Annotated in this window: 4 protein-coding genes; 3 read left to right on the top strand and 1 reads right to left on the bottom strand. The window is 76.2% G+C overall.

Annotation, left to right across the window (positions count from 1 at the left end):
• Positions 1-18 precede the first annotated feature (18 nt).
• On the bottom strand, positions 19-837 hold the full coding sequence (locus AC07BF_RS02905) for an LLM class flavin-dependent oxidoreductase (protein WP_363631840.1): 819 nt from the start codon (positions 835-837) through the stop codon (positions 19-21).
• 829 nt (positions 838-1666) lie between these two features.
• Here AC07BF_RS02905 and AC07BF_RS02900 point away from each other — a divergent pair.
• Genes AC07BF_RS02900 through AC07BF_RS02890 form a run of 3 tightly spaced genes read left to right on the top strand, consistent with a single transcriptional unit; the run spans position 1667 to position 15701 of the window.
• Positions 1667-8119, top strand: coding sequence for an amino acid adenylation domain-containing protein (locus tag AC07BF_RS02900; RefSeq protein WP_478332854.1), 6453 nt, complete (start codon positions 1667-1669; stop codon positions 8117-8119).
• Positions 8116-11094, top strand: a complete 2979-nt coding sequence (locus AC07BF_RS02895) for a type I polyketide synthase (protein WP_478332853.1) — start codon at positions 8116-8118, stop codon at positions 11092-11094. The genes AC07BF_RS02900 and AC07BF_RS02895 overlap by 4 nt, the downstream gene beginning before the upstream one ends.
• Positions 11091-15701 carry a non-ribosomal peptide synthetase gene (locus tag AC07BF_RS02890; RefSeq protein ID WP_478332852.1) on the top strand — a complete coding sequence of 1537 codons (4611 nt, stop codon included), beginning with the start codon at positions 11091-11093 and terminating at the stop codon, positions 15699-15701. The genes AC07BF_RS02895 and AC07BF_RS02890 overlap by 4 nt, the downstream gene beginning before the upstream one ends.
• Positions 15702-15730: the final 29 nt, after the last annotated feature.

Raw genomic sequence — 15730 nt, 5'->3', positions numbered from 1 at the left:
CACGCAGCCGCGGGAGTGCTAGCCGAACGACGTGGTGACGGTGTGGTGGAGCCGGGCGATCTCGTCCTCCCAGTCGGGGACCGCGCGGGCGGGGACCAGGATGACGTGTTCGACGCCGACGTCCGCGAACTCGGCCAGGCGCTCGCGCAACGCCCGGTCGCCGCCGACGGCATAGACATCGCGGCTGGTGCAGCCCTGTTTGTGGGCCGAGACCTCGGCGTCCAGCTCGCGCCGGAGTTCGGGGGTGTCGATGGCGGGCGGCACGTAGACGAGCTGCACCGCGCGGGTGATGTGCTCGGTGCGGCCGAGGTGCTGCCGCTCCTCGTCGAGGACCTTCAGGCGCCGGCGGTACTCGGCAGGGGTGATGAACGCGGGGACCCAGCCGTCCGCGAGGGCGGCGACGCGCCGTACGGTCCCCTCCCTGCCTCCGCCCAGCCACACGGGCGGCACCCCGGTCGGGCCGCTGCCGCTGGATTCCCCGGCGGACTCCCCGACGAGGCGGCGCAGGCGGCGCAGGATGTCCTCCAGGGCGGCGGCCGCTTCGGCGGGGTCCCGGATGAGGGCCTCGCGGGGGCCTCCGATGCCGAGCTGGGCGACGAACCGGCCGTTGGACCGCCGGTACAGGTCGGTCAGTTCGCGGACCACGGCGGAGGGTTCCAGGCCGGCGGCGACCAGGACGTGCGGACCGAATACCAGGGCGGATGTCCGGTGGGCCACTTCCCGTGCCAGCTCAAGCGGCGGGGGCATGTCGTCCCCGTTGTTGTTGTAGAACCAGAACGAATCGAATCCGTGCTGCTCCACCGCGTCGAGCAATTTCCACAAGTGGTCCCGCGTCACGTCATGACGCAACGAGGTACCGAAACAGAAGCCGAATTGCAGACCCATGAGACCTCCCTGTCGAGATATTGCCTGCGGGGCACGGCCGCCTGCCAGGCGGGCGGTCGATGAATTGGCGGGAGCCATATGAATACCGACTTCAGGTCCGCGATCCACAGGATTTTCCACTCCTGTCGAACCCTTTCGAACCCTGTCGAAATAAGGGGTCTCCGCTCACCGTGCGCAGCCGACGAAGCAGATCAGATACACCTTCGCCTGGAACGTACCACAGGGGTCAAGCCTTCGAGAAGTGCGCCAATCCAGGCCCGAAGCTCATTTACCGAGCCATATAACATCCTTTAACCAATCTTCGCAAGGTCCACAGGTTTCACTCAAACCAACGGTGTGATTCGCCCCAAAGTGCGCTCTTGCGCCGCCCCCGAGGCGGCAGGGGCGTCGGCGGAAGCACTGGATCCGGTGTCGGGAGAGGCGGGCATAGCCCTATGTCCAGAAAGTCGCCTTCCCTGCACCTTCGAGAATGAGACATTCCGTTTGCTCGTTCTTGAAAAACTCCCAGGGTACATACAGACTCGTTTCGTGAACGGACCCCGGCGTGCCGGAGGTCCGACCCGGGGCACCGATCCCCGAGGGCGCCGACCGCACCTTCACGTACGCGCCCCTGGTTCCCCTCTCAATTCGCCGTCGCCGGCATCCGCCCGCTCACGGGCGAACTCTTCGAGTTTGCAGAGCCCCATGCCCGGATGGCCGCACGGCTTCATTCTTCCTCTCGACACCCCGCGCTCGGACCACCGGCCGAGTGCCGCCAGCACGTACGGAAGGGGCAACCGAAGTGAACAGGAGCGACCTGGTTTCGGATTCGGGTCCGGCGCCGGATGCCGAATTCGCGTTCCCGCTCTCGGCCCCGGAGTTCGGTATCTGGCTCACCTGTCGGGACCAGCCGGAGTCCTTCAACATCCACCGCGTCTGGGAACTGCGCGGGCAGCTCGACGAGCAGGCCCTGAAGGGCGCCGTCGAGGAGACCGTCGCCCGGCACCCCGTGTTCGCCCGCCGGCTCGTCGACGAGGACGGCGTGCCCTCCTGGGTTCCCGGCGTGCCGCAGCCGCGATGGACCGCGATGGACACGGCCACGACGGTCGACGCCACGCCCTGGGCGCCCGTCGGACGCCACCGGTTCGACCTGAGACGAGACTGCCCCGTCCGCGTCGACCTGTTCCGGCACCGACCGGACCACCATGTGCTCTCCCTCCTGGTGCACCACATCGCGTGCGACGGGGCGTCGCTGGAGAACGTGCTGGCGGACATCGGTGCCGCGTACAACGCGCGCACCGGCGGCGGGCCCCCCTTCACACCGTCACCGGCACCGCCCGCGGTGTCCGACCCGCCCGCGCCGGCGGAGCCCTCCCGCTTCTGGCCCCTCGAACTGGCGGACGCCCAGTGGCCGGAGGCCCTGCCGCGCACCCCGGGCCCCCGGACGGCCGAAGCCGACGTCCTGGTGCTCCCGCTGCCCCCGGACGAGGCCGACGCGGTGCGCGCGGCGGCCCGCCGCCTGCGCGTCACCCCGTACCTCATGGGACTCGCCGCCCTCTACGCGGCGTTCGCCACGCAGGGCAACGCCCCCGACGTCATGGTCGCCACACCGTTCGCCTCCCGGACACCGGCCACCGTGTCGCTGGTCGGCTGCTTCGCGCGGATGGTCCCGCTGCGCCAGCGGTGGCCCTCGGGAGCCTCCGGCACCGAGCTCTGCGACGGTGTGCGGCGGACCGTCGCCGAGGCGCTGTCCCACGCGCACGAGCCGATCCACGAGAGCGCGGACCTCTTCGACGCCGCGGCGCCCGGACTCACCGTCAGTTTCCAGCTGCGGGACCCCCTTCCGGGGCCGGCACTCGGCGGGCTCACCGTCCGTGCGATGGAAGCGGCGTGGGCGGCGGGCACCGTACCCGGGGCGGAAGCGGTGCGTGAGCCGGCGGCACCCGTCGCAGGCGCACCGGAGGCGCCCGGAGCGACTGAAGCGACTGAAACCCCCGGAGCCCCTGAAGCCCTCGAAGCTCCCGGAGCCGCTCCCCCGGCCGGGCACCCCGGCGGGACGAACGGCCTCACTCGTTTCGACCTCGAATTCGACCTGTGCTTACGGGCGGACGACGCCTCGGTGACGGTGACGCGCCGGGTGCGCGGCGGCACGACCCACGCGGCCGCCGCCGAACTGCTCGCCGTCTACCGCCGGGTCCTGCTCGCCCTCGCCCGCGACCCGGGGGCACCGCTGCCCCGCTCGACGAGCGCGGCGACGCCGTCCCTGATCGTCGCGCCGGCCGATCCGTCGGCGCACGCACAGCCCCTCATGGACCGGTTCGACGCCTGGGTGCGCACACAGCCCCGGCGGCCGGCGGTGCGGTGCGGCGACGACCTCCTCACCTTCGCCGGCCTGGACCGCGAGGTCGCCCGGCTCGCCGCCGCCCTGCGCCGCCACGGCGCGGGCCCGGGCACCGCGGTGGGCGTCCTGCGCGAGCGGGGCGTCGCCCTGGTCGCCTCCGTGCTGGCGGCGTGGCGGGTGCGGGCCCACGTCGTCGCCCTCGACCCCTCCCAGCCCGACTCCCGTCTCGCCTACGTCGTGGCGGACACCGGCACCCGTCTCGTGCTGTGCGACCCCGCGTCACGCCACCGGCTCGACGCCTCGCTCACGATCGTCGACGAGGACGCGCACGCCGGGGCCCCGGACGCGGAGAACGCGCACACCGAGGCCCCGGACGCCGAGAACGCGCACGCCGAAGACGCCCGCCCCCACGATCTGGCGTACGTCCTGCACACCTCGGGCACCACCGGCCGCCCCAAGGGCGTCATGGTCGAGCACCGAGGTCTCGCCGTCCTCGTCGACGCGCAGCCGGCGGGAGCCGGGGCCGCCCGGGTCGGCGTCACCGCCGCCGTCTCCTTCGACGTCTTCTTCCAGCAGCTCCTCTACCTCTTCCGGGGCAGCTGCCTGGTGGTGGCCGACCAGGCCACGTACCGCGATCCGCAGGCGCTGGTGCAGTGGGTCGAGCGCAACGACGTGCGCCTGCTCAGCACCTCGCCGTCGATGTTCGCCGCCATGCGCCCCTTCGGCGTGGAGGAGATGTTCCAACGCACGGGCCTGGAGCTGGACTTCGGGGGCGAGGCGGTCGACGCCACGACCTGGCGCAGGCTGCGCGAGCTGGGTGTCAGGGGATCCAACGGCTACGGTCCGACCGAGGTCACGATCCAGACCACGTGGTGCGGTTTCGACGAGTACGGGACCCCCAGCATCGGCCGGCCCCTCGACGGCACCTCGGCCTACGTCCTGGGCCCCGACCTCCGCCCCGTGCCGGTCGGTTCCCGCGGCGAGCTGTACCTCGCGGGGCCGCTGGTCACCCGCGGCTACCTCAACGCCCCCGCGCTCACGGCCGAGCGCTACCTCCCGGACCCCTTCACCACGGCACCCGGCGCCCGGATGTACCGCACGGGGGACCGCGTCACCCTCGGTGCCGACGGACACCTGATCTACCACGGCCGGACCGACCACCAGCTGAAGGTGCGCGGCCAGCGGGTCGACCCGTACGAGGTGGAGGAGGTGCTGCGCGGCACGCCGGGCGTCCAGGACGCCCACGTGGCACGCCAGGGTCCGATCGGGACGGCGGGGCTCCTCGCCTGGGTCACCCCCCGCCGCCCCGGGCCGGTTCCGGTGCCGGGGGAGCTGCGCAGCCTCGCGGCCCGGCGGCTGGCGCCCGCCGCGGTGCCCGCGCACATCGAGGTCGTCGACGCGTTCCCGCTCACGCTCAGCGGAAAGGTCGACGAGCGTGCCCTGCCCGTGCCCGTGCCCGTGCAGCCGCCGGACGGCGGCGCGGACCCCGCCGTCCGGCTCTGGACGCTGACGCTCGGCCGCCCGCCCGCCTCGAACGGGGACAACTTCTTCTCCTGCGGCGGGAGTTCACTGGACGCGGCCCGGCTCGTCGCCGAGGTCAACCAGGAGTGCGGGGTGCGCGTCGACCTCGCCTCGTTCTTCGGCGACCCGACACCGGAAGGGTTGCGGCACCTGATCGCGCGGGCCGCGCCCGCCGGCGGCGAGGACCCGTCCACGGCTGCGCCCGCCGGTCTGTCGGCCGCCCAGCGGCGGCTGTGGCTGCTGCACCGGGCGGAGCCGGACAGCCATGAGTTCACCGTGTACTGGGCGCTGCGGCTGAGCGGTCCGCTGGATCCCGGGCGCCTGGAGACGGCCTGGCACGACGTGCTCACCGCCCACCCCGAGACGCGGCTGCGGGTCATCGACGACGACGTGGCCCCCGGGCGCGGGCAGTGGCCCCTGACGGCGTTCACCGTGAGCGTGCGGGACGTGCCCGGGCACGCCCTGGCGGAGCACCTGCGGCGCGTGGCCCACCGGCCCTTCGACCTGTTCGAGGAGCCCTTGGTCGAGCTGCGGGTGCTCAGGACCGGCCCCGGGGACCACGTGCTGGTCTTCGTCGGCCACCACCTCGTGCTCGACCGCCGCTCCACGGAGCTGATCACCGAGCAGCTGCTGAGCCGGCTGGCCGGCGGCCCGGCGCTCCCGCCCGCCCCGGCGGGCGCCGTCCCCGGGCCGTCGCCCGCCGAGGCCGAACGGCTGCGCCGGTTCTGGGCCGAGGAGCTCGCCGGCGTCTCCGCCCACTCGCCGGTCGCCCTCGGCGGGCCCCGGCCGGGCCCGCACCGGCGCACCGCGGCGACGGTCGGCGTCCCGCTGGACGCGGCGCAGTGGCAGCGTGTGGCCGAGGCGGCGCGTACGCATCGCACCACTGCCCTCGTCCTCGTCCTGTCGGCGTTCGCGGTGACGGCCGACCGGTACGGCGCGGCGGGCGACGTCCTGGTCGGTACCACCATGGACGTCCGACCGCCCGGCTTCAACGAGGCCGTCGGCCTCTTCGTCAACCCCGTCCCGGTACGGCTGCGCCCCCGCCCCGGCGGCACCGCCGGCGAGGCGGTCACCCAGGCGCACGCGGCCCTCCTGCGGGCGCACGCACACCGCGCGCACCCCTTCGACGAACTCGTCAGGGAGCTCGGTCTGCGGGCCGGTCCGGGGCAGGCCCCCCTATTCCAGGTGCTGGTCGACCATGAGCAGCCGGCCACGGCGACGGCCGCGCCGCCCTGCGTCCGCGCCCGCCCGGTGGAGATCCCGGCGGCCATCGCGAAGTACGACGTCGAGATCCTGCTCCGGGAGACCGCTGACGGCGCCCGGCTGGACGTGCTCCACCGCACCGACCGGTGGACGACGGACCAGGCCTGGCAGCTGGCCGAGCGGATCCGCGGGGCGCTGCTCGCGCTGGCGGCCGAGCCCTCCGCACCGGCCGCGCTCCCCGTGGCGCTGGACCCGGGGCGCCTCCCCCTGGAGTGGGGGCGGGGCCCGGAGCCGTTCGCGCCGGTGGTCCCGGTGAGCGAGCTCATCGCCCGGATCGCCCGGGAGGCACCGGAGCGGACCGCCGTGGTCGCCGGGGGCGAGCAGCTCACGTACGGGCGGCTGCGGGCCGACGCCCTGGACCTCGCCGCCCGGCTGACGGCCCGGGGCGCGGGCCGGGGCGCCCGGGTGGCGGTGCTGACCGAGCGGTCCGCGGGCCAGATGACCGCGCTGCTCGGTGTGCACTTCGCCGGTGCCGCGTACGTCCCGCTCGATCCCCGGCACCCCGACTCCCGCATGACGGCGTGCCTGGCCGACTGCGGGGCCTGCGCCGTCGTCGCCGACGCGGCCATGGCCGGGCGGGCGGCGTCCTTCGGGCTGCCGCTGGTCCCGCTGGTCCCGCTGGTCCCCGTGGTCCCCCTGCGCCCGACGGCCGGGCCGGGGGCCGACCGGAGTGCCGAGCCCGCCGTCCCCCTCCCGCCCGGACCGCACGATCCCGCGTACGTCATCTACACCTCCGGGACGACCGGGCGGCCCAAGGGCGTGGTGATCGAGCACGGCACGCTGGCCGCCTCCACGGCTGCCCGCCGCACCGTCTATCCGGGGCGGCCGGTCTTCCTGCTGCTCTCGCCCGCGGCGTTCGACTCGGCCGCGGCCGGGATCTGGGGAACGCTGTCGGCCGGTGGCCGCCTGGTCGTCGCGAGCGACGACGAGGTCCGCGACCCCGAGGCCCTGGTCGCCCTGATCGCCCGGCACCAGGTCACCCGGCTGCTGTGCGTGCCCTCGCTCCACGCCCTGCTGCTCACCGCCGCCGACCGGGCCGGCCCCGACGCGGTGCGGAGCCTGCGCGAGGTCGTCACGGCCGGGGAGCCGCTCCCGGACGAGCTGCTGCGGCGCCACTTCGCCGTCCTGCCCGGGGTGGCGCTGGTCAACGAGTACGGGCCCACCGAGGCCACCGTCTGGGCGAGCTACCGCCGTTACCACGGGCCGGAGGCCGTGGACATCGGCGGCCCGGTGCCGGGGTACCGCCTCTACGTCCTGGACCACGCCCTGCGCCCCGTCCCCCCGGGGGTCGACGGCGAACTGTACGTCGGCGGCGCGGGGGTGGGCCGGGGGTACGTCGGCCGGCCCGCCGAGACGGCCGGCGCCTTCCTGCCCGACCCGTTCAGCGGCGAGCCGGGGGCCCGGATGTACCGCACGGGCGACCGGGTGCGGTGGCAGGGGCCGGAGGCGCTCGCCTTCGTCGGCCGGCTGGACCACCAGATCAAGGTCCGTGGCCACCGGGTGCAGCCCGCCGAGGTGGAGGCGGCGCTGCGCGGCGCCGAGGGCGTCCGGGAGGCGGCCGTGGTCGCCGACGGCGGCGCGCGCCTCGTCGGCTTCGTCACCGGCGGCGGGCGGCCGGAGGCCATCCGGCGCGAAGTCGCCGAGCTGCTGCCGGAGTTCATGGTCCCCGCCGTGGTCCACGCGCTGGAGCGGCTGCCCGTCACCCCCAACGGCAAGGTCGACCGGCGGGCCCTGGAGCAGGAGGCGGCCCGGCGCCGGGCCTCGGCGCTCGCCCGGCCCGCCGGGGACGTGTCGCCCGGGCACGCGGCGGTCACCGCGGCGTGGCGGGAGGTCCTGGGCGTCGTCGAGGTTCCCGGCGACGTCAACTTCTTCGACCTCGGGGGGCATTCGCTGCTGGTGCCGGCGCTCCAGGAGGCGCTGCACCGGCACACCGGCGTCCGGCTGCCGATCCTCGACCTCTTCCGCCACAGCACCGTCGCCGACCTCGCGGCCCGACTGGCCCGCGCGAAAACGGACCCGCCGCCCGCCCCCGGGACGGAACCACCGCCCTCAGCCGGGTCGTCCCGTCGCCGACGCGGCGACGCGGCCCGTACGCTCCGCGACCGCCGTGCCCAGGAGGCCGACCGATGAACCGCGACCGTTCCCTCGACATCGCCGTCACCGGCATGACGGGGCGCTTCCCCGGCGCGGCCGATGTGGCACAGCTGTGGCAGGCCCTGCGCGACGGGCGGGTGCTGACCCGGCGCCTGAGCCGGGAGGAGCTGTCGGCCCGCGGCGTCCCCGCGTCCCTCGCCGACGATCCGGCCTACGTCCCCGTCCACGGGTCGCTCGACGATCCCGACCGCTTCGACCACGCGTTCTTCGGCGTCAGCCCCCGCGAGGCCGGGCTGACGGACCCGCAGCACCGCCTGCTGCTGGAGTGCGCCTGGGCCGCCCTGGAGGACGCCGGCCACAGCGTCACGGCCGGCGACGGTCTGCGGACGGCGGTGTACGCGGCCGCCAGCGGCAGCGGTCACCTGCGGGCGCTCCTGGCCTCCGGCTCGCTGGCGCCCCCGGAGTTCGAGGAGGCGCTCCTCGTCAACGAACGCGATTTCCTCGCGACGCGCATCGCCTACAAACTGGGGCTGACCGGGCCCGCGCTCACCGTCCTCACGGCCTGCTCCTCCTCGCTCGTCGCGGCCCACCTGGCCGTCCAGGCGCTGAACAACGGGGAGTGCGACCAGGCCCTGGTGCTCGCCGCGTCGGCCAACGCCCCCCAGGCGGGGCACCTGCCCATGGCCGGCGGAGTGATGTCGCTCAGCGGGCACTGCCGCCCCTTCGACGCCTCGGCGGACGGCACCCTCGGCGGCTCGGGGGCGCTGGGCGTCGTCCTGCGCCGCTACGAGGACGTGGCGGACGGCCCGCTCCCCCTGCACGGAGTGCTGCTGGGCTCCGCCGTCAACAACGACGGCACCGCCAAGGCGGGCTTCCTCGCGCCGTCGGCGGCGGGCCAGGAGCAGGCGATCCGCGCCGCGCTCGCCGCCGCCGACGTCGACGCCGCGTCCGTCGGCTACCTGGAGAGCCACGGCACCGGCACCCGCGTCGGCGACCCCATCGAGTGGTCCGCCGCCTCCTCGGTGTACCGATCGCTGGGTGCCGCTCCCGGCAGCATCCCGGTCGGCGCGCTCAAGGCGACCATCGGCCACCTCGACGCCGCCGCCGGACTCGCCGGGCTGGTGAAGGCGCTGCTGGTGCTCCGGCACGGGTACGTGCCCGCGATTCCCGGGCTGAGCCGGGCCAATCCGCTGCTGGAGCGGGAGGACTCGCCGCTGTCCCTGCCCACCGAGGCCGGGCCGTGGCGGGGCCCGCAGCCGCGCCGGGCCGCGGTGAGCTCGTTCGGCGTGGGCGGGACCAACGTGCACATGGTGGTGGAGCAGCCTCCGGAGCCGGCCGCCCCACCGCCCGCCCCGCCGTCCGGGCGGGAACGGCTGGTGGTGCTCTCCGCGAAGGACCCACGGTCCCTCGCCCGCATGCGGGAGCGGCTCGCCGCGCACCTGGAGGACGCCGAAGCCGCCCCCTCGCTGGAGGACGTCGGCCGGACCCTCACCCGGCGGGCGGAACTCCCCTACCGCTCCTCGGCGGTGGGCGCGAGCGTGGCCGAGGTCGTGGCGGCGCTGCGCGCCCCGGCCGAGGCGGCACCGGAGCCCGCGGCGCACCCCGCCCCGGCGCTGCTGCTCTTCCCGGGGCAGGGGACGCAGTTCCCCGGCATGGCGGCGCCCTTCGCCGCCGCCCTGCCCCCGTTCGCCGACGCGCTGGACGCCTGCCTGGCCGCCTTCTCCCCCGGGCTCGCCCGCGAGGTGGACGAGGCGCTGCACGACGCCGCCTTCCCCGCCGAACGCCTCGCCCGGACGGCGCTCGCCCAGCCCGCGCTCTTCGCCGTCGAGTACGCCGCCGGGACGGCGCTGCTCGCCCTGGGCCTGGTCCCCTGCGCGCTGCTCGGGCACAGCCTGGGGGAGATCACGGCGGCGACCCTGGCCGGCGCGCTCGCCCTCGACGCCGCGGCCCGTCTCGTGGCACGCCGGGCCCTGCTGATGCAGGACTGCGCCCCGGGCGCGATGGTCTCGCTGGCCTGCGGCGAGGCCGAGGCCCGGGCCCTGCTGGCCGAGACCGGCGCCGAGCTGAGCATCGCGGCGGTCAACGCCGCCACGAGCACCGTGCTCGCCGGGTCCCCCGGGGCGGTGGCGGCCTTCCGGGAGCGGATCGGCGGCCGGTACGCGGCCAAGGTGCTGCGGTCGTCCCGTGCCTTCCACTCCCCGCTGATCGAACCGGCGGCCGACGCACTGCGGGGCACACCGGCGGCCGATGAGGTGCGCCCCGCCGCCCTGGCGTGGATCGAGAACACGGAGGGGCAGCTGCTGCCCGAGGGCTCGCTCACCGACCCCGGCCACTTCGCCCGGGCCGCCCGCCGGCCGGTGCGCTTCGCGGACGCGCTGGCGACGGCCCGGGCGAAGTTCCCCGACGCCATCGCGGTCGAGGTCGGGCCCGGCCGGGTGCTGAGCGGCTTCGCGGAAGCCGCCGGGCTGCCCGCGATCCCGCTGCTGGGCTCCTCGCCGCCGGCCCCCACCGCGCCGTCGCACGCCCCGGCCGCTGCCACCGCCCGCCCGGTGCTGGCGGCGATCGGCCGGCTGTGGTGCTCCGGCCTCCCCCTGGACCTCTCCCCGCTCCAGGCCCCGGGGCGCTCCGTCCCCCTGCCGACCTATCCGTTCCACGGCCCGCGCCACCCGGTGCCGGCCGCCCCGGCGCCCGGAGCACCGCCAGGACCACCGCCCGGACCACCCGTCACCGACGCGGCCGAGCCCGTCGCGGACACCCCCGTCGCGATCCTCCGCGCCCTGTGGGCCGAACAGCTGGGGGTGACCGACGTGCCCGACACGGCCGACTTCTTCCAGCTGGGCGGTGACTCGCTCACCGTGGCCCGGCTGGCGCGCGGGATGAGCCGCCGGTTCGGCGTCGACGTCCCCGTCGGCGAGCTGCTGCGGGCCCGGTCCATCGGGCTCCAGTACGCGCTGGTGGAGCGGTTGATCGCCCAGCAGATCCTCGACGAGGCCGGGGAGGAGCTCGGATGACCGCCTCACCCCTCGACCGGCTCACCCCCGGGCAGCGCGCCGAACTGGCCGCCCGGCTCCAGGGGCGCAGCCCCGCGGCCGCGTCTCCGGCGGCTGCCGCACCGTCATCGGCGGATTCGGAACCGGCGCTCCCGCCCCGCCCGGAGGCCGCGGCCGGCAGCCACCCCCTCTCCGTCACCCAGTACCGGATGTGGCTCGCCGAGCAAGCGTCCCCCGCCGCGTCGGCGGCCTACACCGTGCCCCTGGCCCTCCAGCTCGCGGGCCCGCTCGACATCGACCGGCTCCGCGCGTGCCTGGACGCCCTCGCCGGGCGCCATCTGGCCCTGCGCACCCGTTTCGGCCAGGAGAACGGGGTGCCCCGGCAGCGCTTCGACCTGCCCGCCCGCATCCCGCTGGAGGTGCGGCCGGTGCCCCCGGGAACGCCGGAGCGGGACCGGGCCCTCGACGCCGAGGCGGCGCGCCCGTTCCGCCTGGACCGGCCCCCGTACGTCCGTGCCGTCCTGCTGGCCCAGGGGCCGCAGCAGCACACCCTCCTCCTGACCTTCCACCACGCCGTCTGCGACGGATGGTCGTTGGGGGTGCTGATCGACGACCTGCTGGACGCGTACGCCGCCGGGGGCGGCCCCGGTTCCGCCCGTCCCGCGCCGGCCGCCCAGCACCTCGACTACGTCCACTGGGAGCAGTCGCCGGACGGGCGGGCCGCGCTGGCCGCCCACGCCGCCCACTGGGCCCGCTCCGGCGGCAGCGCCGACGACGGGGCCGAACTCCCCTTCGCCGTCGACCCGACCGCCTCGGAGCAGGCCGCCACGGAGCAGGCCACCGCGGAACAGGCCGCCACACGGCAGACCGCCTCGCAGCAGACCGCCCGGATGCCGCACGCCGAGCTGGCGCTGCCCCCGGACCTCACCCGGCAGGTCCACGCGTTCGCCCGGCGGTACGCCTGCACGGCGCACGCGGTGTGGCTCGCCGCGTTCGCGGCCACCTGGAGCGCGGTCACCGGCGCCCGGACGGCCTCCGTGAGCGTTCCCACCGCCAACCGGGCGGCGGAGCGCTACGACCTCACCGTGGGCGCCTTCGTCTCCGCTATGCCCCTCGCCCTGTCCCTGCCCCCCGCGCTGGGCTTCGCCGCGCTGGCCCGGCGGACCGGCGAGCAGCTCCTGACCGGTTCCCGACACCCGACCCTCCCCCTGACCTCCGACGACACCGCCGTGCCCGTACCCGCCGCCGCCTTCGTCCTGACCCACGAGGACAACCGGCCGCGCCCGGCCGGCCCCCTCACGGTCACCCCCCTGCCGGTGCGCGTCCAGGGCGACCAGGGCGCCCTGACCGTGCAACTCACGGAACACGCCGACACCGCCGCCGTCCGGCTGACCGGCTCCCCGCAGCACTACACCGACGCGGCCCTCGCCCGGCTCGGGCGGGCCTACCGACGTTGCCTCGCCTCCGTGCTCGCCGCCCCCGACGCGCCGCTGGCCGCGCTGGACGCACGCGACCCGGCCGAGCGCGAGACCATCGCGGCCGCCTCCACGGCGCCGCCCGCGGCCGGGGCCCGCCTGCCCTACGACGCCTTCGCGGACTGGGCGCGGCGCACCCCCGAGGCCTTCGCCGTCTGGGACGCCGCCGGCGGTCACCTCACCTACCGGGCGCTGCACGAGCGCACCGAGCGCGCGGCGGCCCACCTCGCCCTGGCCGGGGTCGGCCCCGGCTCGGCGGTGGCCCTGGACGTACCGGCGGGCGCCGACTACCCGGCGCTGGCCCTGGCGGTCTGGCGGCTCGGCGGCTGGATCATCGCGCTGCGCCCCGACGACCCCGTGGAACGCCGCCGCGCCCTGCTACGCAGCGCCCGGGCGGACTTCCTCGTCCGCACGGCCGACGCCCCCGGGCACGATGCCGACGGGGACCATGCCGACGAAGACCGTGCCGACGGCGGCGCGCCGGGGAGGGTGCTCCGGACGATCCGGCTCCCCCGAGGGGGCGCGCGCGAGCTCCCGGCCACCGGGGCGGCGGTGCCGCCCGTGGCCCGCACGGGCCCGCAGGACCTGGCCTACGCGGTGTTCACCTCCGGCACGACCGGTACGCCCAAGTGCGTCCCGGTGCCGCTGGGGGCGCTGGCCAACGAGCTCGCCTGGCGCCGCGAGGCGATCGGCCTCGCCGCCCCCGACCGGGTGCTCCAGACCATTCCCCTGGTCTTCGACCCGTCGCTGTGGCAGTGCTTCGGACCGCTGGTCGCCGGGGCCGGCGTGGTCTTCCCCGGCGTCGACCTCGGGGCGCATCCGGCCGCCCTGGTGGAGGCCGCCCTGGAGCACTCCGCGACCGTGGTCGACGTCGTCCCGTCCCTGCTCGCGGCCCTGGACGACGAGGACCTGCGCCGGCTGCCGGCCCGGGTCGTCTTCTGCGGCGGGGAGGCGCTGCCCTCGGCGCAGGCCGACCGCTACCTGCGCGTGGGCCGCGGTGAACTGCGCAACCAGTACGGGCCGTCCGAGACCTGCATCGACGCCACGTCGTACCGGTGCGCGGCGGGGGCCGAGGGCGGCACCGCCCCCGTCGGCCGCCCCATCTCCGGCGTGCGCCTGCACATCCTCGACGGCGCGCTGCGTCCGGTGCCCATCGGGGTCACCGGCGAGCTGTACATCGGCGGCACCGGGGTGGCGCGCGGCTACCGGGGCCGTCCGGCCGAGACGGCGGCCCGGTTCCTGCCCGACCCGGCCGGTCCCCCGGGCTCGCGGATGTACCGCACCGGGGACCGGGTGCGGTGGAACGCCGACGGGAGCGTGCAGTTCGTCGGCCGCAGCGACAACCAGGTCAAGGTGCGCGGCCACCGGGTGGAGCTGGAGGAGGTCGACCGGCACGTCGTGGACGCGCCGGGGGTGCGGGAGGCGGCCACCGTCGTCGTCGGGGAACGCGTCAGCCGCCTGGTGGGCTTCGTCACCGGCGAGCCCGCCCCGGACCCGGCGGCGGTGCGCGCCCATCTGGCCCGTACCCTCCCGCCGTACATGGTGCCCGGCGAGATCCGGGTGCTCCCTCGGCTGCCGGTGACCGCCAACGGCAAGGCGGACCGCCGCGCGCTGCTGACGATGGTGCGCTCCGCGCGCACGGCGGCGGGCCCCGCCGCCGCCCACGACCGGGTGGCCGCCGCCGTGGTGGAGGCGTTCGCGGCGGCGCTCGACCGGCCGTCGGCCACCCTGGACGACCATCTCTACGACCTCGGCGGGGCGTCGCTGGGGGCGGCCCGGATCGCCTCCGCGCTGAGCCGCCGCCTCGGGTCGGAGGTCCCCGTGCGCACCGTCCTGACGCATCCGCTGGCCGCCGAACTCGCCACCGAGGTCAGGACGTTGCTCGCAGCAGCAGCAGCACCGCCGCCTCCCGCCGACGCCGGAGCCGACGCTTCCCAGACACCCGAACAGCTCCTGGTGGCCCAGCAGGAGCGGGCCCTCGGACACACCGCTCCCCCGATTCCGCTGCTGCTCAGGCTCGACGCCCCCGTGGATCCGCGGGACGTGGAGCGGGCGGTCCGCGCACTGGTCGCCCGGCACGAGGCCCTGCGGCCGGCGGCCCCGCAGGCCGTGCCCGGGACGACGGAGGCGACACCGGGGGCCGCCGGAACGGGACAGCACGACGCGTGGCAGCCCTGCCCCGTGGCCCCACTGCCGGACCAGCCCGCCCAGGTCCACTGGGACACCGCACTGATCGAGCGGCCACTGCCCGCAGGATCACCGGGGCTGGAGGTCGTCCTGCTGACCGGAGAGGACGGCACCGTCCGGCACCTGCTGCTGAGGCTGGCCCGCCACCGGGGCGACGGTGCCTCCGTGGGCATCCTCGCCGACGAGCTCCTCGCCCTGCTCGCCGGACGCGACCTGCCCCGGCCGGCCCCGCGCTACAGCGACTACGCCCGCGCCAGGGCCTCCCGCCGCACGGCCCGGCGCGCCGAACTGGAGCGGTACTGGCGCACCAGCCTGGGCCCGGTCCCCCCGGACCCGTTCGCCGAGCGCCGCACCGGCCCGAGGACCTTCCGCAACCACGGGGTGCGGAAGGTCCTCCCCGCCGACGCGTACGCGCGCCTCCAGCGGGCGGGCCGGACGGCGGGCACGACCACCACGGCCGCCTTCCTCGACCTGCTCGGCCGGATCGTCTCCCGGATGTCGGGCGGCACGTCCACGGTGATCGGCATGCCGGTCTCCCACCGCTCGGCGGCCACCGAGGAAACGCTCGTCGGCCGCGCCGTCGACCTGCTGCCGGTGGTGCTCGGCGCCACCGGGGCCGGCCACGCCCACCGGGCGCTGCTGTCGGCCCTGGACCACGCCGACCTGCCGCTGCTGCACATCGCCGAGCTCGCCGATCCGGTCGACCCCGCGCTCCGGCCGCCGGTCTGCGCGGCCGGGCTGGTCGTCCACGGGCAGGAGGAGAACCCGGCCGTGGTGCCGGACGACCCGCCCCACGACACCGTGCCCGAGCACTGGGCGGACCTCGACCTCGTCCTCCACGTGCAACCGGCCCGCTCGGGAGGGTGTTCGGTGCTCCTGACCGGAGCCGTCGGCCTCTTCCCGCAGGCCGAGCTGCGCGAGCACCTCGCCCGGGCCCTGGCGGAGCTCGAACCCGACCAGGGCTGAGGCCCGGCCCCGCCACAGCCCTACGCACC

The sequence above is a fragment of the Kitasatospora sp. NPDC043950 genome (assembly GCF_056435345.1).
Note: the sequence above shows the minus strand (reverse complement) of the source record. Positions and strands in the feature narration are given on the sequence as shown.

Coding starts and splice junctions, on each gene's coding strand:
- AC07BF_RS02895 (WP_478332853.1), top strand. CDS start 8,116: ATGAACCGCGACCGTTCCCTCGACATCGCCGTCACCGGCATGACGGGG.
- AC07BF_RS02890 (WP_478332852.1), top strand. CDS start 11,091: ATGACCGCCTCACCCCTCGACCGGCTCACCCCCGGGCAGCGCGCCGAA.